11 protein-coding genes are annotated in these 19,794 nt (G+C 44.3%); 7 read left to right on the top strand and 4 right to left on the bottom strand.

The window, feature by feature from the left end; all coding sequences use genetic code 11:
- The first annotated feature begins 634 nt into the window (after window positions 1–634).
- The 3 genes from RIG27_RS01510 to RIG27_RS01520 all read left to right on the top strand — a co-directional run bounded on the left by RIG27_RS01510 (window position 635) and on the right by RIG27_RS01520 (window position 3,164).
- Complete coding sequence (locus tag RIG27_RS01510) at window positions 635–871, top strand: hypothetical protein (protein WP_446341781.1); 237 nt, start codon at window positions 635–637, stop codon at window positions 869–871.
- 131 nt (window positions 872–1,002) lie between these two features.
- Window positions 1,003–2,403 (top strand): RNA-guided endonuclease InsQ/TnpB family protein, encoded by a 1,401-nt coding sequence (locus tag RIG27_RS01515; protein ID WP_446341782.1) that lies wholly within the window; start codon window positions 1,003–1,005, stop codon window positions 2,401–2,403.
- Window positions 2,404–2,405: 2 nt separating this feature from the next.
- Window positions 2,406–3,164, top strand: coding sequence for a retropepsin-like aspartic protease family protein (locus RIG27_RS01520; protein ID WP_446341784.1), 759 nt, complete (start codon window positions 2,406–2,408; stop codon window positions 3,162–3,164).
- A gap of 88 nt (window positions 3,165–3,252) precedes the next feature.
- On the opposite strand, the gene RIG27_RS01525 is transcribed toward RIG27_RS01520, so the two are convergent.
- From RIG27_RS01525 to RIG27_RS01535, 3 genes are all read right to left on the bottom strand, one after another.
- Window positions 3,253–4,893, bottom strand: coding sequence for a DUF3352 domain-containing protein (locus tag RIG27_RS01525; protein ID WP_446341786.1), 1,641 nt, complete (start codon window positions 4,891–4,893; stop codon window positions 3,253–3,255).
- Between the two features lie 233 nt (window positions 4,894–5,126).
- Complete coding sequence (locus RIG27_RS01530; protein ID WP_446341788.1) at window positions 5,127–5,339, bottom strand: phytanoyl-CoA dioxygenase family protein; 213 nt, start codon at window positions 5,337–5,339, stop codon at window positions 5,127–5,129.
- A gap of 145 nt (window positions 5,340–5,484) precedes the next feature.
- Complete coding sequence (locus tag RIG27_RS01535) at window positions 5,485–6,663, bottom strand: SDR family NAD(P)-dependent oxidoreductase (protein ID WP_446341790.1); 1,179 nt, start codon at window positions 6,661–6,663, stop codon at window positions 5,485–5,487.
- 678 nt (window positions 6,664–7,341) lie between these two features.
- Between RIG27_RS01535 and RIG27_RS01540 the strand changes: the two genes are divergently transcribed.
- Window positions 7,342–11,823: an SdrD B-like domain-containing protein gene (locus RIG27_RS01540; RefSeq protein WP_446341792.1), complete on the top strand. Its 4,482-nt coding sequence runs from the start codon at window positions 7,342–7,344 to the stop codon at window positions 11,821–11,823.
- 338 nt (window positions 11,824–12,161) lie between these two features.
- On the top strand, window positions 12,162–15,818 hold the full coding sequence (locus RIG27_RS01545) for a two-partner secretion domain-containing protein (protein WP_446341809.1): 3,657 nt from the start codon (window positions 12,162–12,164) through the stop codon (window positions 15,816–15,818).
- A 184-nt stretch (window positions 15,819–16,002) separates the two neighbouring features.
- Here RIG27_RS01545 and RIG27_RS01550 read toward each other — a convergent pair whose 3' ends face one another.
- Window positions 16,003–16,620 (bottom strand): Uma2 family endonuclease, encoded by a 618-nt coding sequence (locus tag RIG27_RS01550; RefSeq protein ID WP_446341794.1) that lies wholly within the window; start codon window positions 16,618–16,620, stop codon window positions 16,003–16,005.
- A 115-nt stretch (window positions 16,621–16,735) separates the two neighbouring features.
- Here RIG27_RS01550 and RIG27_RS01555 point away from each other — a divergent pair, with 115 nt between their 5' ends.
- The gene (locus tag RIG27_RS01555; RefSeq protein WP_446341795.1) at window positions 16,736–16,957 is read left to right on the top strand and encodes a DUF2281 domain-containing protein; all 222 of its coding nucleotides are present in this window, start codon (window positions 16,736–16,738) and stop codon (window positions 16,955–16,957) included.
- A gap of 154 nt (window positions 16,958–17,111) precedes the next feature.
- Window positions 17,112–19,787, top strand: coding sequence for a CHAT domain-containing protein (locus RIG27_RS01560; protein WP_446341797.1), 2,676 nt, complete (start codon window positions 17,112–17,114; stop codon window positions 19,785–19,787).
- Window positions 19,788–19,794 lie beyond the last annotated feature (7 nt).

A 19,794-nucleotide genomic window follows, 5' to 3' on the forward strand; every position in this document is an offset into this window, starting at 1 on the left:
ATGTTTATTCTAAGAGTAGGATAGCTTGAACGCTTAACTGAGGCGTTATTATCCCATGACAACGGAAAAACTGGCGAGGACTTTGGGTGGCGATCGTAAAAATCCCCCGACTGGATCAGTCTGGGGGAAGGAAGCTATGAGGAAATTTGAAGGGAAATAAGCATTACTGGGGGTCGATTTCACCGTGATGGTTGAAATGCTAACCGCCTTCACCGTAATGCCACCTACACCAAATGGTAATCAATAGGATGGAGGTTATTAGAGTTTGACACTCTCCCTTCTGGAAGAAGGGAGATTCTATGGAGATTTCGCTCCATATATCCCGATAAACGGGTTCCTAGGCACACAGCGTCAACCTCAAGGGGTGCTGTGTTATCTCCTTATTACCCTGTTAATTCAGGGCTCTTGCGTTTCAAACAGAGTTAACTGCTTGGGTTTCGTCGAGTCCCGGCGTACCTTATTTATCAAGGTGACTTTTATAATCGTGGATTGCCCACCGCCTGAGCAAGATCAGTTGTCATCTGCCTTCGGATCAGCAAAATTGATCTTGATTTTTTAGCCATCATAAGATAATTGGTAAGGGCTAAATCATTCGTCATAATAAAAATAAATCGCTCAAGAGCTTTTTGAGCCTATGTCATCTTGCGATCGCGTCGTCATTCTCTTTATTTCTGGCACCTTAGCCTTAACCACATGGGCTTGTAGCCGTTTGGAGTCCTCAGGGCGTCTGGAGGATTCCTCTCAACCCATTGTTACCTCGACAACGCCGAGTGTTTCCCCTCAACCCTCGACACCTCCGGAATCGGCGGAAACCCAGACACAGCCAACTGCCGACGAATTTTATCGCGACAGGGGTTTGGGGAGGTCGTAAGACCCACGCTGTAATCTGTGATTCAGCGCTGGGATACACGCCTCCCCAAGGTCAACTTAGGTAACTCAATGTTACTCTAAATTGACATTTAAAGCTGCACGGTTAGCCAGTAAATGTTGTATAATAGGGGTATGCTGACCTTTAACTATCGCTACCGAATCTATCCGGATGCCACCACTGAACAACGGTTAATTGAGTGGATGGAGATTTGCCGCCGTGCATACAACTATGCACTGAGGGAGATAAAAGATTGGTGCAATAGTCGCAAATGTTTGATTGATAGATGCTCCCTGGTGTATGAGTACATCATCCCAGCAGAAACCCCATTTCCCGGTGAAGTAAGGCAACTTAACAATTTGCCGAAAGCCAAGAAGGAATTCCCCAAGTTAAAAGAAATTGCCTCTCAAGTCCTTCAGCAGACGATAAAGCAACTGCATAAAGGCTGGGACTATTTTATGTCTCGTGGGTTTGGCTTTCCTAGGTTTAAGAAGGTTGGGCAGTTCAAATCATTGCTGTTTCCACAGTTTAAGGAAAATCCAGTAACGAACCTCCATATCAACACCTCGACTCCGCTCGGTGTTGACGCTCTCGCAAGCGTTCGACTGAGACGTTCGGCGAGCGCTCAGTCGAGTCGCGCTCACGCCGAAGTCCGAAGCGTCAAACTGCCCAAATTGGGGACAATCCCAATCAACCTGCACCGCCCTATTCCATCTGGCTTTACGGTTAAACAGGTGCGAATTATACGCAAAGCCGATAAATGGTATGCATCAATCAATATCCAGTGCAATGTCAGTGTCCCCGATCCAAAACCTCATGGACACCCAATCGGGGTAGATGTGGGGCTAGAGAAGTTTTTGGCGACCAGCGATGGAGTTGTTGTCAAACCGCCTAAGTTTTTTAGGAAGCTGCAAAACAAGCTGAAATTGCTGCAACGTAGACTGTCTAGGAAACAGAAGCGGTCAAAAAACTATGAGAAGCAACGACTCAAGGTAGCTAGACTTCACCATCACATTGACAACATCAGGAAAGACTTTCACTTCAAGCAAGCTCACGCCCTTTGTGATGCTGGCGATATGGTTTTCATGGAAGATTTAGACTATAGAGTTAGTGCCAAAGGGATGTTGGGTAAGCAGATGCTTGATGCGGGGTTTGGTCAATTCCGCACCATCACCCAGTATGTGTGCTGGAAGCGAGGAAACTTTTTTGCCGTTGTTGATGCCAGAGGCACTTCTCAGGAGTGTCCTGAATGTAAAGGTGAAGTCAAAAAAGACCTGAGCGTCCGGATACATGATTGCCCTCACTGCGGCTATCAAACCGATAGGGATGTCGCCAGTGGTCAAGTAATCAGAAACCGAGGAATAGAACTAATTAGTCCCGCAGGACTTGTGGGAAAGGAAACTGCCTGTGCAGCCGATCTACCGGGGGTTGGTACAAACCAAAACCAATCTAGGCAAGTGGCGCAACCCCCTGAGCTTCGACAGGCTCAGCTACCGCGTAGTCGAAGGGGAGTAACCAGGAAATCCCCAAAGTGATTTTGGGAAGCCCACACCATAATTTCCAATTTGGTGTGGGAGGATGTCACAAACAAGCGCTAGATGCTGCCTATAGTGCGGCGACGATTAGTCAATCGGCTCAATCGGTTGATGATTGGCAGTTAGTGATCAGCCGTTGGCAAGAGGCGATCGCACTTTTAGAATCAGTGTCATCGTCTAGTCCCACTCATGCGATCGCGCAATCGAAAATCGCTGAATATCAAGGCAATCTTAACATAGCCCAACAACAAGCGACTCGTCCTCGTCTCCCTGATCCTGAACCCCTAAGCGTCGCCACCAAAACGGTTACGAAATCCCCAGATTCCTCAGACGCGGATGGGGCAAATCCGGTGACATCCGAAAACTCATTACCGGGAAATAGAGACACTGCCAAAATCGTTAAAGCGCCAATCAAGCAGCGAATTGGTCAAACCCCCGTGATTGAAGTAACGTTTAATGACGAACAGACCTTTAACATGGTCGTTGATACAGGGGCAAGTGGTACAGTCATTACTCAAGTCATGGCGCAGCGTCTGGGTATAGTTCCAGAGGGCGAAATTACTGCCGATACAGCCAGTGCTAAGGGGGTTAAATTTGCCCTTGGTCAAGTTAAATCTATCGCTGTCGGAGAAGCAGTTCAACAGAATATAAAAGTCGCGATCGGTGGGGCAAATTTAGACGTGGGATTATTGGGTCAAGACTTCTATAGTCACTATGATGTAGTGATTCGAGAAAATGTTGTCGAATTTCACCACCGTTAAGACGAAAACTCTAATTAGGGGCTGCTGAATAAGTAGAGACGTGCCATGGCACGTCTCTACATTGCTTCCCCTGCTCCCTGTTGACATTCTACTTAGATTCAAAAGTAACAATCATTTCAAAAATATGAGTAGAAGGGTTGTCTTGAGTCACAGTTCCACCGATCCCTTGCACAGAATTTAAAATAGCTAAAGCCGTTTGGGTATCAGGGTCAGCTTCTGGTGTGTCTGGGGTGGTATTTTCGATAAAACCATTCACCACTGTCATCGTTTTATCCATATCTAAATAAAAGTAACCACTGTTAGATTCAGGTAAAGCTTCAGTTACTCTAATAAACGAATCACTCTGATCCAGAGACGGTTCAGGATTCGCCAGCATTGTTTCAATCATCGGTTCGCCAATGGCGATAAACAGGGAATTTTGATCTAACCAACCATGTCCTAACCAGGTTCCTTGTCCCGGAATTGTCCATTCGGTAATCGATTGTCCTTGAACTGTTGTGGGTGAAACTTGAATAGTATTTTGTTGAGCGAGGGTATCAAGTTGAGTTAACGTAGCTTGGGCGGTGGCGCGATCGCTCGTTTGAAAGACAATCACTCCACCAAAGCCGATGGGGGCGAGTATCCCTTCCCTAGAGGGAATTACGCCGATGGCAAATTCCCCATCCATCCAGCCAAAGATATCCTGATCCACATCTAAATTGATGCTATTAGCGGCACTTCTGAGGCTGTTGAGTCCTTGCTGCAATTGGGGATCGGTTTGGGCGGATTGGCTCATTATTTCCCATCCCTGACTAATTCCATTTCCAGTTAACAGCATCATCGTTGAAGCGGGAAATTGACTGATAATTTGACCGGGATTGGGTTGAAATTCGACTTGAATATCCGAAGGTTCAACATTGGCGATAGTTTTCATGCGAATTCCTACATCATCAATTCCTACCCCCATTTTAACGGACTTAAACGCTTGTAATTGTTCTAAGGTGGCGGGAGGTAAGGGGGCAACTCCTGGATTATTAGCAACCATCTCTTGCACAAAGGCAGTATAGTCAGGAATATAAAACTTAGCAACGGGGTTGAGCAGATTCATATCCTGGGAGAATAGTTTGGCAATATTCCCTTCGCTAGCCAGAGATGGTTCTCCCTTATAGCTGTCAATCGCTAATTGTACAGGTTTCAAGTCTTCAGATATGACCAAATGCTGTCTCAACACCGCTGAATAGAAAGTTTGCCCCTCGTCAATTGTCTCCAAAATCGTCAACCCGTTATAGTCAATTTCCTCAGTTTTTCCCAGTTTTTCCTCAGTTTTCAACTGGTTGGCAAACTTTAACAGACTAAACTTATTTTTAATGGTAACAACTGTCAACAGATTGGAGTCGTCCACAGCTTCTGGAGAAGTAGTTGGTAAAACGGCGACCATTACATTCCCCAACCACGGTTTCAAATCTTCCTCGTAACTAATTTGGGAATCCTTAAAGGTTTCTGCTTGTAAATTTTCCAGACTCTGATTCACTAATGTTTGCAGTTCAGGCGTACCAAACTTCTGCAACTTCATCCAGGATTGAGGGTCAGTAGAAATAAAGCCCGCCATCACCGCTTCATCGGGAATAACTTTAGCACTAGCGGCTGGGGTGTCGGCGACTCCCCAGAATCCTTTGGCGTAGAGATAAGCAGCGCCACCCCCTACCAAGACTAGCGTTGTGCCAATTACCAGAAACTTTTTAAATGACATTGAAAATGCCTCCTAACTTGAATAAATGTTTTCAATAAACCCGCGTTTCCTTATTAGCCTAAATACAGGAGAGCCAATTTCCTAAGTAGTCGGACTTTCATTAAAATTAATGGTTGAGATTAGGCAACAGGGAAAAGGCAACAGGCAACAGTAAGGATTTGAGTATTCTTAATATTTCTTAGTACAGCCTACAGAATTTATGTCCAGGTACTTATATTTCATGTTAGCAGAACTTACAACAATACAGGCTTACTGTAAATAGGACTATAGCTTGACACGATATGAACAGAGGGTTGAGTAAGCCGCAGGGTGAGGGCTAGCCGAACTCGACCACTGGTATTGCGAATCGAACGATGCATGAGTTGATCGGTAAATAAAACAAATTCTCCAGGACGCAAAACCACAGGAATGGCTTGCTGTTCTAAGTCTTCTGGCAAATTAAACAAACAATTGCCACTAAACGGGTCTTTTATTTTAACCGAGATATCCGGAGTGAGTTAAAGATTAGGGATGTACTCAAACCCATTCCATTCATTAACCTCGGTTAGCGCAATATAAACATTGATAGTTTTGCCTTCTCCTTGAAGCAGATTAGGATAGGAATCTTGATGCCAAAACGGAATCAGTTGTTGCGAAGGATATATTAACCCAAATTCCAGAACGCCACAACACTAAATCTTCACCCAAATACTCTTTTAACTTCTGTCGTAAATTTTCATCCTGGCAGATCGACCAAACAGCATCCGAATCAAGATGACTTTCCATATAAAACTCTTTCTTGCGGAGTTGATTGACAAGTAGAAGGATTGCTCCAATTTTGAGATTAAATAAAAGGTGAATAAAATGATAAAATTGGTTTTTTAGCGGGGGGTTAGGCAATATATTTTCAACAATAGTTTGGGTAAGATAACCGAGTTCAGGGGGACTAAATGCCAGCGAATAGGGTTCTAAAAGTCCAACAGCCGTCTCAGGTTTGGCAGGGGTTTTCGGATTGTCTTGATGACAGCCTGTCCACAAGCGACTCTGTTCCCACAACTGTTGAGCTAGTTCAGTATCTTTGGCTAGATCAGGAAGTTCGATTTCGTTCTGCTGATAATCAAAAAACTTACCCGTTACCTCTGCAAAATCAGGAGATGTTGCACAAGTTAGCAACCCAGAAGCACTGTCTTGGGGCGAAATGCCGATGCCTAAATACTTGCTTAAGCGATGCCCTAAGGTTATATTAGATTGCACAAATCCGGGATGAATTGCATTAACAGTTATGTGGGTATTCTCTAAGCGCCGTGACAGTTCTTGAGTCAATATCAATAAGCACAGCTTTGATACGGCATACAGTTCTATAAAATTTAAAGGTGTCTTCCTGACAAAACGTTCCCATTTAATAGACGTGGGGCGCAATGCTAAATCCGAGGCAACCATGATAATTCGACTGGGGGCTGAATGTTGAAGCGTTTTCAGTAGCAAATTTGTCAGTAGAAACTGCCCCAAATAGTTAATGCCCCAAATGAGTTCAAATCCTTCTTGAGTTGTGCCTCTGGCATTGAAAACACCCGCATTATTCACTAACAAATGCAGCGGAAGCTGTCTGTCCTGAAACAGTTCCACAAATGTGCGAACTGAATCAAGGGATGCTAAATCGAGTGGTAGAAACTCAACGTTGGGATTTCCGGTGGAGGCGCGAATATAATTGACAGATTTCTCAGCTTTGCTTGCACAGCGACAGGCGATGAATACATGATGACCGAATTGGGCGAGCCCAACAGCAGTCATCAAACCTACACCTGAGTTACCACCCGTGACAATGCAGACTTTCTGAGGCTTACACTGATTCATACGTTCTCATTTTTTATTGATAGTAGCGCAATCTCTGTGTAATACCCAATCCGCCTTTAGAACCCTCTTGATCCCTTAGCCGATGAAAGCCTATTGCCTGTTGCCTTGTCCCTATTCATAAAGGGGGTAGTTAACCCGGATTGGGTATAAAAGCTAGGTCAGGGTGAATTTTCACGAACTTTTACCAACTTTTACGATTTTATCCAGGGGACAGGTTTGCTCCCATGGCAGAATTCGTAAAAAGTACACACGACAGCTTCAATACCGTTTCAAGTTGGCTGAAAAGCTAACTTCATCAATTCGTTACATTAATTAGACATAACTTTACACAATCTTCATGTCAATGGATAGCCTGTTTGGTTATCATACGTTTAATATCTGCTGAAAAGATAAATTTAGTGACTTGAAATGAGTTCTGAGAACTATGAGAGAGAGAGCTAATGTCTAGCTATTTTCGATATAAAAGTATAGCTATTCTAAAAAATGTTTAAAATTGATAACATTTAAACCATTGCCAAGCAATGGCTGTAGTGTCTTTTTCAAGACTGATTGAGACACTTTCCATCAGGTGCAGCTTATTCTCACTGTTGTTGATCAGAGCTAATTGTTCCTCACATGATGACTGCGACTAAGTATTTAGACTTCCTTTCTCTATATGAATTGCTGACTGAGACAGTTCCACCTCGGTTATTGTCTCCTGGATTAAATCGAGTTTTTTCTCTCTTATCTCAGGTCAAGCCGTTCTTTGAGCCACGCCATCTAGAACTAGACGCGGTTCCTGATAGTAAGTTGGCTACAGGTGAACTTGCTCCGCTTACGTCATCAAACTCTCGCTTAGACTATCTATCTGGGATTGTTCCAGATTTTCAAGAACCGCTAGCTGTTTCTGGCTCATTGATAAAGAACGTGTCTCAGCTATTTCAGATTGACGTGGCTGAAGCAGAGACAACCAGTACACCAACAGTCGAAACGGATAAGCAAGATTACCAACCGGGTGAAACGGCGACGATTACTGCTACAGGGTTTGATCCAGGTGCGGTGGTCAAATTGCAGGTGCAACATCTCGAAGCGGGTGCTGATGGTGAGTTTGGTACAGCCGATGATGTGCTTGTTGCTCCCTCTGATTCAGGGAAAGGACACTATCCTTGGGTAGTGAAAGATGGAAGTCCTAAAGATCTCGATGGTCTAAAGAATGGGACAATTGTCACCGAATGGTATGTTAATCCCGATGATTCGGCGAATGAAACGTTCCAGTTAACCGCTACCGATTTGAAAACTGGGGAAGCGGCTGAAACCCATATTTTCACCGACTCGGTTCTGGATTTAACCCAAAATCAGTCAGGATTTGTCAATGGTGCTTATATTGTTCGTGCTGATTTAGCATCGGGTGCTGGAACCAATGACTCGTTTCTAAAACTGAGAGCAAAACCGGATGAAGAAGGCTTCAACACCGATGCGGCGGTTAGTCAACCCGATGTAAAGTCGGCGCGATCGCTCCAATTGTCTGAACTGCAACAAGTGACGATTGCTGGAGAAACCTTCCGCGAAGTTCGCCTGGATCTGAATGAAAAGAATAGCGCCTCTGAGATTACGCTACAAGAGTTTAGACTCTTCCTGGGAAATTCGGCTACATTGAGTGCTTATGATCCAAGCAATCAGACACTGATTGGCGCCTTAAATAATGGACAAGCTGTTTTTGATTTAGACAGTTCAGTACTGCTTGATGCTGGTTTAACACCAGGAACGAGTTCATTTGATGCCTCGATTTACGTTCCTGAAACCGCTTTTTCTGGAGCAACAGGCAGTACTTATGTATATCTCTTTTCTAAGTTGGTTAGTTCAGATGGAGGATTCGAGGAATTTGCCGTTGCTGATGTGGCGGGAATCGATCCGGAGGGGACGATTTCAGGTCGAGTGTTTGAGGATCTGAATGGCGATGGAGATGATGAAGCGGGTGCTGATCCGAATTTAGATAACGTCACGGTTAAATTATTTTTAGATGATGGTGACGGTATATTCGAGGCGAATGAAGGTGCGTTTGATCCAACCAAAGACTCGTTGGTCACAACAACAACTTCTGTTGGTGGTTCATACTCATTTACTGATGTTTTAGCAGGTGACTATTTTGTTCGTCAGATAACCCCGACAGACCTTATTCAAACAACGACTGATCCAAGTCTAATCACAATTGGTAGTAATACGACAGTTACAGGCGTTGATTTCGGTAATGTTGAAGAATTCGGTAGCATCAGTGGACAGAAGTTTGAAGACATTGATGGCGATGGAGTTAAAGATGCAGGTGAAGCGGGATTAGCTGGTTGGACTATCTTTATCGATAGCGATAATGACGGAGTTAAAGATGCAGGTGAAACCAGCACCACCACTGATGTTAATGGTAATTACAGCTTCACCGATTTAACGGCTGGAACCTATACCATTCGCGAAGTTCAACAAACAGGTTGGCAACAAACCACAACCAATCCCAGCGCGATTAACATTACCAGTGGTACAGACACCACAGAGGTTGACTTCGGTAACTTCCAACTCGGTACCATCAGTGGACAGAAGTTTGAAGACATTGATGGTGATGGGGTTAAAGATGCAGGTGAAGCTGGATTAGCTAGCTGGACTATTTTTATTGATAGCGATAATGATGGTGTTCTCGATGCAGGAGAAACCAGCACCACCACTGATGCGAGTGGTAATTACAGCTTCACCGATTTAACGGCTGGAACCTATACCATTCGCGAAGTTCAACAAACAGGTTGGCAACAAACCACAACCAATCCCAGTGACATTAACCTTACCAGTGGTACAGATACCACAGCAGTTTACTTCGGTAACTTTGAACTAGGAACCATCAGTGGACAGAAATTTGAAGACACTGATGGCGATGGGGTTAAAGATGCAGGTGAAGCGGGATTAGAAAATTGGACTATCTTTATTGATAGCGATAATGATGGGGTTCTGGATGCAGGTGAAACCAGCACCACCACTGATGTTAATGGTAATTACAACTTTGATAATTTAAGTGCAGGAAATTACACCATCCGGGAAGTTCAACAAACAGGTTGGGTACAGAAAACAACGAATCCTGCACCCATAACCATTGCAAGCGGCACAGCAGCAACAGACATTGATTTCGGCAACCGACAAGAAATTGATTTAGAGATCGAAAAGTCATTTATCTCTACATTAGAAGGAGAAAATATTGCGATTCCCGATGAAGAATTTTCATATACATTGACCGCCACTAACAATGGTCCAGCGACGGCTGAATCTGTCTTGATCACCGATAATGGAGACTTGCAATTAAACGTCTCTGAATTAATCCTTCCCGTCAATGCGATTGATTTAGATACATACGATCCCAATCAGGACGGCATCATTGATCCCTATATCGCTGCCAACGGTCAAAGCTTGAGTGGCGATGGCAATCCGGACTCGGTTGAAGTTGTCATTCCCACACTCTTGTCGGGAGAATCCGTACAATTGACAGTCAATACAACCGTGAGTAGTGACTATGTTCAAACCAACAATTTCTATGGTTCATTAGGAGAAAATTCAGAACTGTCCGAATACAACAATGGTCAGGTTCAAGGTACAAGTTGGCTCCCAGTTAATAAGATTGAAAAAACGGCTGGTTCACCTTTGGTAGCCGTAAAAAAGAATGTCGTTGGGAGTGAAGTGAGTGTAGCCGCATTTAGTAGTTATAATGCGTTTGACACTAACACCTCGAATAATAACAGCGTTGATTATGGCACGATTCCCTATGTTCAATATACGGCAACACTCGGCAATGGGGAGCAATTCCGACTTTATTCTGAGCTTTTTGATCCGGAGACTGACGATCCACTCGATCCGGGTTTCACGACTGTTCTGAATTTTGATTATTGTATCAGCACAACTACGGGTCAAATCATTACAGCAAACTGTGCCTCATTAATAGCCAGTGGACAGGCTTATAACAACTCGGCTTTCCTTCCTGACGGAACAGAGGGGAGCGCGGCTTTTTATTTTGAATGGGATAATAAAGCTCTAATCGCCCAAATTCCCGATGAGTGGAATGCGTTTTTAGCACTAGATACGTCTACTGACCCTACGGCTGCCCAGCAAATTGTGGATTTTAATAATCAATTACTGGCAACAGGTCATACTGGTGCTGATATTTTTACGGATGGGGCGCTTCAGCTAACGAATCCTAACACTAACGAAACTGAACTGATTGCAGTGACCGATGCCCAAGTCACTCCAAATTTTGCCGATAACGTGATTATTTTAGTCAAAACGGACGGCGTATATTTTGCGGATGAAAATTTAACTCCAGGAACACAGATCATTGCTCAAAATGATTTGCAAGCGGCACTTGATACTCTATCTCCAGCCGCAAATTCCTTAAGCAGTTTAAAGATTGTGATTGACGCACCCGTCACCACAACCAGGCTAGAAACATTAGATCTCAATGCATTGCAGGACAAAGGGTATCTTGTGACAGACCTAGAAATTTTGGGTTCTACCATGAGCTTTGCTTCCCAAAATATTCAGGTAGATCTAGACTTATCCTCGATTACGGTAACGGCTCCTGTGAATGCTACCGTAAAACTTCTAGGTCGCAATGGAGCCGATACGATAGAGGGGAGTTCTTTCTCAGAAATCATCAAGGGTAAAGGCGGTGATGATCTATTAATCGGTGGTTTAGGGGATGATCAGTTGTTTGGTAACTGGGGAACTGATTTAATGCGCGGTGATGGTGGTGATGATATTCTCTCGGGTGGCTTGGGTGCAGATACACTGCGTGGTGGCTTGGGTGCAGATCTTCTTGTCGGGTCATATTACAATCCACTTCTACAACTTGTCCTTCCAGATTTCGGCGCTAGTGACATTTATGTACTCGAAGAAAACGCGGGTTTAGATATTGTGCGCGGCTATGATGTCGGTTCTGATCAAATTGGACTCTTAGGTATAGCCCTTAACGATCTGGTTCTGACTCAACAAGGCGCGGATAGTATCATCAGTTTGAATGGAGAAGACATCATGAAGATAGAAGGGGTTAATACCGGACACCTTTCCTTTACGACCAGCTTCTCGTATATTTAACGCTTAGAAACTGTAGTGGTCACGCCGCCATCGTGCTGGGAGTATCCCCTTTTGGAAACAACATCACCTCAAGCAACGGTATTCTAAGCAAGATCCCCGACTTCGTAGGAGTTGTCGGGGATCTGTCTGTGTACCGTTACCGACTACCAAAGAGTCTTACTGGACAAAGGTTGCTTGTTTACATTTCAAATGAAAACGCTATATAGCTGATTCGGTATGACAAAGATGCTTTTTTGTCATACGAGAGTAAGTCTGATTACTCAAAACCTGTCTTTATGAAATAAACCTTAATTCGGTGTTTTAGTTAATTAAATTCTATGCTACAATAAATAATCTATATAAGCTTATTCCCGAAGCAGGTAAATAAAACAACGGTCTTGTATGGTGGCGCAAGCCGAGGATCAACTTTATTCCATAGCTTTGATCAGTTTAATATCAATGAAGGGCAACAGGTTTACTTTGCCAATCCGAGTGGTATTGCCGATATTTTCAGTCGAGTCACCGGAAACAATCACTCAGATATTTTGGGGACGTTAGGCGTTTTGGGTGACGCCAATCTGTATTTACTCAATCCCAATGGTGTGATTTTTGGTCCCAATGCGAGTCTAGACGTTCCTGGCTCTTTTGCGGCTAGCACATCGGGTGGTGTAGTATTCAACAATGGTTATACATTCAGCGCTACAAATCCTGATTCGCCCCCCTTGCTAACCGTTACAACTCCTTTAGGTATTTCTCAATGGTTACCCCCTACTGGGGAAATTACCAGTACAGGAAACTTATCCGCCGGACAAGATTTATCATTCATCGGTCAAACTATTGACCTAGAAGGGGGTCAATTAACAGCCGGAAGCAATCTGAAACTCAAAGCCTCAGAACTGTTAACCATACAAGATACGGCGACTAATCCCTTTATCGCAATGGCTGGGGGTGAATTTGTCGCCCAGGGAAATCAAGGGTTAACCCTGTCTATCTTAAACCATGCAAATAGTGGCTTGAGTTCTAACGGCAATATGACTCTGCGTTCAGCTAATGACATCCAACTTGATGGTCATTATGCTACCAATGGTCAATTTTCGGTTGAACAACTCGACGGTACTCCAGGGAATAGTTTTGCAGCCGATGATCCCATTGTCCTGGCTGCAGGTGATGTGAAACTCGGTAATTATGAGGGTGCATCGCTACATATTTTAGCCGGGGGAAGTGTTGAGTTAGGCACATTCATAATTAATAATACGGGTCTAACGGCGAGTACAATTAACAGTAACAATAACACATTAATTCCGGGAACAAATACACCCTACAGCGCCCTGAGTAATGTTACGTTATCTGATGGCACATCAGTTAGTGTCAATGGAGATAGTCAAGCCACCTTAGATGTGAGAGCCGGAATTGACTGGACTCAAGCGCCATTTACGGGAGTTCCAGGTATTCCCAGCCCAACGGATATTCCTACAGGTTCGGTTACATTTGAAACGCCTTCCATCAGTGGTTCTAATATCAGCGTAGGTAAAATTGAAATTGCCCAATCTAATGGCTTAGTCTTACTGACGAATCAATATCGACCGAATTTAGAGCTACCCGATGGCAGTATTCAGGTTGAAAGTATTATTACAGCCGCAGATAAATTAGAAACGCCATTGCCAACGTTTGAGTTAGGGGGAGAGATTGCCATTGATGCTCGTGGGGAGCTTTCTATTGCTGATAACAGTGAGATTCTATCCGTGGGATTAGTTGGCGGTAATGTAACGCTGAATAGTGGTGTGTCAATTCTTTTTAATGATTCAAGTAAGATTGAAGGCGTGAGTTTTACTCAAACTGATGGGATTGGTGGTGATATCAGTCTCACAGCTCCCACGATTCAATTAATGAATAACAACGAAATTGAAACGCTTTACATTGGTGCTGAACAAGGTGGTGCTATAAACATTTCTACCCTTGCCTTGAGTTTGAAACAAAGTAGTCGAATCAACACAGCAACATCAGGTATTGGAAATGCAGGTGCTGTCAATGTTGAGGCTGATTCCATTACACTAGAAAATGGTAGTACGATTTCCAGTGAAACCTCTTTTGTAAGAGGGGGTAATGCTGGAGATGTTGCTGTCACAACAAGAACACTGAGGGCTACGGATGGCAGCCAGATTTTTTCGTCAACAGCAGGTGTAGGAAACGCTGGAAATGTTAGTGTTATTGCCACTGAATCAATTAAATTAATTGGAACATCCGGCGACAATCCTAGTGGGATTGTGAGTGCGGTACTGCCTTTTTTGAGTATCCCTAACGGTCCGTTCTTTGCTGATGCATCTGATTTTCCTGCCTTGCCTGATGCCTTATTTCCCATGGGAATTCGTCGAGGGAATGGCAATGCTGGGAGGGTTTCAGTCGAGACGGGTAAACTGATGCTGGAAGATGGGGGACAAATTAGAACGACAACTGTAGCATCGGGTAATGCGGGTCGAATTGATGTTAATGCTGATGAAATTGAGATTAAGGGGGCTGTACTCGGTCTAAACTTTCCAATTCCTAGTGGTATTTTGAGTGAGGTTGCACCAACATCAAAGGGGCAAGGGAACGACATTACGATTAACACGAATCAGCTTTCGGTAACGGATGGTGGATTTATTAGTGCCAGTACCAGTGGTCAATCAGACGCAGAAACTGGGAGTAATGCCGGAAATATTACTATTGATGTAACTGGGGCGGCTATATTTGATGGCAATAAAGGTGGAGAGTTTGACCCTAGTGGTGTGTTTGTCGGAACCTTGGCGGAAGCAACAGGGGCAGGTGGCACATTAACGATTAACGCCGCATCCCTATCTGTCACGAACGGCGCCCAGTTAGAAGCGTTGACTGAAAGTAGTGAAGATGCGGGCAAAATCTTCATCAACGCTAATTCAATTCGACTTTTTGGTGAGGATACTGGATTGTTTTCTAATGCTGCCGAAGGTTCATCAGGAGATGGCGGTTTAATTGAGGTAACAGGAAACACTCTGATCTTGAAAGATGGAGCGCAAATTAGCACTGATACAGTCGGAACTGGTGATGCAGGGGACACGATTATCAATGTGGATAATGTGATTACCATTATGGGTGAAAATACAGGTATCTTTGCAAGTACAGCCTCAGCTTCTGCTGGAAAGAGTGGCAGTATATTCATCGCTCATCCAGAATTGGTTGAAATTAGCGATGGTGCGGTAATTTCCGTGGATAGTCAAGGTACAGGTACTGGTGGCAATATCCAGCTTGAAGGCGGTCAATTAATTCTGGATAATGGTCAGATTTCGGCAGAGGCAGCCAGTAAGGATGGGGGTAATGTTGTCTTATCCTTTGATGATTTAGTATTCATGCGTCGAGGCAGTTTGATTTCAGCCACGGCAGGAACAGCAAATGCTGATGGTGATGGCGGTAATATTACGATAAGTACCCCATTTGTTGTGGCGTTTCCTGGTGAAAATAGTGATATTGCTGCTAACGCATTCTTTGGTCGAGGGGGCGCTATTGTTATTATCGCGAATCAACTTTATTTTATTGCGTTTCGAGAGCAACCAACGCCACTCAATGATATTACTGTTAGTTCTAGGTTTGGTCGTCCGGGTAAATTTACTCGGATTATTCCCGGAATTAATCCCCCAGCAAGATTAGAGAAACTACCGGATCAACTTGCCGATACCAGTAACCAAGTGGTGAAAACCTGTGCGGCGGCTGAGGGTAATGTGTTTACCATTACCGGGCGAGGAGGGGTACCGAGTGATCCAACTGCACCGATTCGGGGTCAAACGCTGTTATCTGATGTGCGCGATTTTGCTGCAACTGCATCGGAAAATCAGCCTCAAGCTAAACAGCCTGTTTCTAATGCGGGAGAATCTACTACTGAAAGGCAGTATCTTGTGGAAGCGACGGGTTGGGTGAAAAATGAACAAGGAGAGGTTGAATTAGTGGCGGCTGTGCCTCAGGAAATGTTACCGAATCAATATGCAAATTGTGTAGGGGCGCACTGAGGTGCATCCGTGTCAACTTAAGCTCAACCCCTCTCCCCCAGCCCCTCTCCCACGCCGGGGAGAGGGGAGCAAGAGGGGAGCAAGAGGGGAGCAAGAGGGGAGCAATAGATTCCGGTTGCCCTTCTCCCGTGCAACAAAAGTGAAACATCCTCTTACTAAACTAACGCTCTAGTACATAAGAATCTTATCTGTGAGCGGCAAAAACTTGTTCTGCTGTCAAATCTAACTGGGGAAAAGCCAGAGACTCGATGCGATCGCTTCCCCGAAACTGTCGAATTTGGTACTCGCCATCGACTAACTGACAAACGGAAAGGGTTGGTTGCTTGGGATTGCCGATATAGCGCCTTCCTCCCAAGCCCAAGTAATCGACAATCCAGTATTCGGGAATTAATAAAGCTTCGTAATCAACCAGTTTATAGCCGTAATCATCTCTCCAGTTGGTTGAAACAACCTCGACGGCTAAACTAACTGTTGTTCCTAAGGTAATAATAGACTCCTTTTTCCATCGAGGTTCCCTACCCAGTGCGCTGCGATCTAAAACAATGACATCGGGTTCGTACCCAGACATCTCATTCTCAGACTTAACAATGCACTCCTTGGGAATTAACCAAGATTTTTGGTCTCGTCGAATTTCAAAATTGAATTCAGCCACTAGGAAACCAGCAACTTCTGAATGATCTCCCGTCGCTTTTGGCATTTCGACAATGACTCCGTTGTGCAGTTCGTAATGGGCTTCTGAATTTTCGGTATACCAGGAAATAAACTGATCAAACGTGACGGGTTTTGAAAGAAATTGAAGCATTATTTTTTTGTATAAATCTATGACAATTCTATTCTATCCGGGTTCTGATGCTATAGAATAAATGTTATGGGTTCATAACCCTATCCAAGCAACACCCGATACAAGTCACCCGCTAATGACTACCGCCGAAGCTGTGTACGAACTCGTCAAAGCCTTGCCCGAAGACCAAGCCAATATGGTGTTAGCATTTGCAGAGTTTTTGCGCCAGAAATTTCAATTGCGCCCATCCCCTAGATCACAATTGCTTTCTAGCTATTTAGGCATTTTGAAAGACTCCCCCAACCTCAACGAAGATCCCGTCGAAATTCAGCACAGACTACGCAGTGAATGGAAGTAAATTTTTACTTGACACCAATTTCGTCATTGGCTTGCTCAAAGGTAATCAGCAAGTCGTTAACTACCTTACCCAATATTCTATCAACGTGAGTGTCGGATGAAAGAAATTAGCCCGTAAATATAATATAATTTATGCATATATGCGTGGAATTAACATGAGTAGAAGATATTCTAAAGTCAAAACAACGGTTAAGGGTTCCTGGAATTGGCTGAAACACCCCCGTTCTTTTATTTCTTTGATTCTGGGTGCTTTCTTTCTCACCCTATCTTTACAATCACCTAAGCTGCCAGCAACGGCGGCTTATCCTCCGTTGGAAATGGGGAATCAGATGGGGGAAATCGTCGAGAACCGGGGGGAAACATTAGCACCCGCCATGGCACCTCTCTACAGTCAAACTGCTGAACCATCAGATTTAGTCGAACAGGGGAAACTTTATTATCAAGCTGGACAATTTGACCAAGCGGCACAAGTCTGGCAAGAAGCCGCCGAGACGTATGCCGCAGAAGGGTTTATCCTCAAGCAAGCCCAGGCGCTGAATTACCTGGCGTTGGCGTATAAGGAGTTAGGAAATACGGAATCTGCCCAAAGCGCGATCGCACAAAGTTTAAATCAGTTACAATCCAAACAGGATACTGATAACAATACCCGCTTACTCCTTGCCCAAGCTTTGAATACGAAAGGAACCATTCATCTGTTGCAAGGACAAAGCCAAACCGCATTAGATACCTGGAAAAAATCTGCCTCCATTTATAAACAGGCAGATGACCAAACCGGACAATTAATCAGCCAAATTAACCAAGCGCAAGCCTTACAATCCTTGGGTAAATATCGACGGGCAAAGTCTCTCTTGGAACAATTGGTGAGTGAGTTACAAAATGAACCCAATAGTCTGATGAAAGCCAAGGGATTGAGAAGTTTAGGTGTCGCCTTACAAACTCTGGGTCAACTGCGCCAGTCGAAAGCCGCATTAGAAGCCAGTTGGCAAATTAGTCAACAGTTAAACTCACCTCAGGATACCAGTGAGGCACTGTTTAGCATTGGTAATGTAGCGCGAGATTTACAGGAATATGCCGTCGCTTGGACGTACTATCAACAAGCTGCCGAATTAACGCCTGATCCCTTAACTCAACTGGAAGCGCAACTGAATCAATTGCGGATGGTAGTGGAGTTACAACGCTGGGATGTTGCCCAAGAACTTATTCCAATTGTCACCACCAAAGTGAATCAACTGTCTGCCTCGCGTCCGACAATTTATGCCCAAATTAATCTGGCAGATAGTTTGATGAAATACGATCAAGCAGGGATGACAAACTCCTTGGCAGTGGATACATCAAAACTCTTGGCAAAAGCGGTTAAACAAGCCCGACAAATTAACGATCCCAGGGCAGAAGCTTATGCCCTGTATCAATTGGGTAAACTGTATCAGGCGAATGGGACATTAGACGATAGTAAAACCCTATCCCAAAAAGCACTAAAACTCGCTCAAGAAATTAACGCCGACGATATCGCAGCACGGGCGGGCGCACAATTGGGTGAAATTCTGCAAAAACAAGGCAAAACGAGCGAAGCCCTCGCCGCCTATAAAATTGCCTTTGATAATATCCAATCCCTCCGCAGTGATTTAATTGCAATTAGTTCTGATGTTCAGTTCGACTTTAAAGAAGGGATTGAACCTCTCTATCGCCAACTTGTCAGCTTACTGTTAAAAGAAGAGGATAATCAAGGGAACTTGCAACAAGCCCGTGATGTGATGGAAGCGTTGCAATTGGCAGCACTGGATAACTTTTTCCAAGATGCCTGTTTAGATACTAATCCGGTTGCCTTGGAAGAAATTGATACCCAAGCAGCGGTAATTTATCCGATTATCTTACCCGATCGCTTGGAAGTGATCCTCTCGATTCCCAATCAACCCCTCACCCACTACGCCACTCAACTCCCCCAAGCTGAGGTTGAATCAACGCTAACCCAACTGTATTCCGCCCTGTCTCCTGGCTATCCCAGTAGCGAACGGTTACAACTCTCTCAACAGGTGTATAACTGGTTAATCCAACCCGCTGAAGCAGCGATGGCTAGCCGAGATATCAAGACGCTAGTATTTGTACCCGATGGCTTTCTCCGCAACTTACCCATGGCGGCACTCTATGATGGAGAACAGTATGTCCTGCAAAAGTATCAGGTTGTCTTCAGTCCCGGATTACAACTGTTTCCCCAAGGACTCTCCCAAGACGAACTGAGTTTATTAGCCGCTGGATTAACCGAAGCTCGTCAAGGGTTCAGCCCTTTACCAGGAGTTGATGCAGAGATAGCACAAGTGTCGAAACAAGTCAAGTCTAAAGTGCTATTCAATGAAAACTTTACCTTCGGCAAATTCAAAGACTTGATTAACAACGAATCCTTTCCCATAGTTCACCTAGCGACTCACGGTCAATTCAGTTCCAATCCTGAGGAAACCTTTCTGCTCACCTGGAGCGATCGCATTTCCATTGAAGACTTCGACCTAATCTTTCAAAAACGGCGGTTAGGGCTACTGAAACCAATTGAACTATTAGTCATGAGTGCCTGTCAAACCGCAGCCGGAGATAATCGCGCTACATTAGGGCTAGCAGGATTTGCCCTGCGATCGGGTGCCAAAAGTACAATCGCCAGTCTCTGGTCAGTGAGTGATGAATCCACCTCGATTATGATGCGGGAATTTTATCATCAACTAACGGATCTGAAGGTGAGCAAAGCTGAAGCATTGCGACAAGCACAGCTTAGTCTTCTGGAAGAACCCTTATATAAACATCCCTATTTTTGGGCATCGTTTGTTCTGATCGGCAATTGGCTATAGGTGATTA

It is taken from the genome of Coleofasciculus sp. F4-SAH-05, from assembly GCF_040222985.1.
Lineage (GTDB): Bacteria > Cyanobacteriota > Cyanobacteriia > Cyanobacteriales > Coleofasciculaceae > Coleofasciculus > Coleofasciculus chthonoplastes.

Coding starts and splice junctions, on each gene's coding strand:
- RIG27_RS01555 (WP_446341795.1), top strand. CDS start 16,736: ATGACTACCGCCGAAGCTGTGTACGAACTCGTCAAAGCCTTGCCCGAA.
- RIG27_RS01560 (WP_446341797.1), top strand. CDS start 17,112: ATGAGTAGAAGATATTCTAAAGTCAAAACAACGGTTAAGGGTTCCTGG.
- RIG27_RS01515 (WP_446341782.1), top strand. CDS start 1,003: ATGCTGACCTTTAACTATCGCTACCGAATCTATCCGGATGCCACCACT.
- RIG27_RS01510 (WP_446341781.1), top strand. CDS start 635: ATGTCATCTTGCGATCGCGTCGTCATTCTCTTTATTTCTGGCACCTTA.
- RIG27_RS01550 (WP_446341794.1), bottom strand. CDS start 16,620: ATGCTTCAATTTCTTTCAAAACCCGTCACGTTTGATCAGTTTATTTCC.
- RIG27_RS01535 (WP_446341790.1), bottom strand. CDS start 6,663: ATGACTGCTGTTGGGCTCGCCCAATTCGGTCATCATGTATTCATCGCC.
- RIG27_RS01540 (WP_446341792.1), top strand. CDS start 7,342: ATGATGACTGCGACTAAGTATTTAGACTTCCTTTCTCTATATGAATTG.
- RIG27_RS01525 (WP_446341786.1), bottom strand. CDS start 4,893: ATGTCATTTAAAAAGTTTCTGGTAATTGGCACAACGCTAGTCTTGGTA.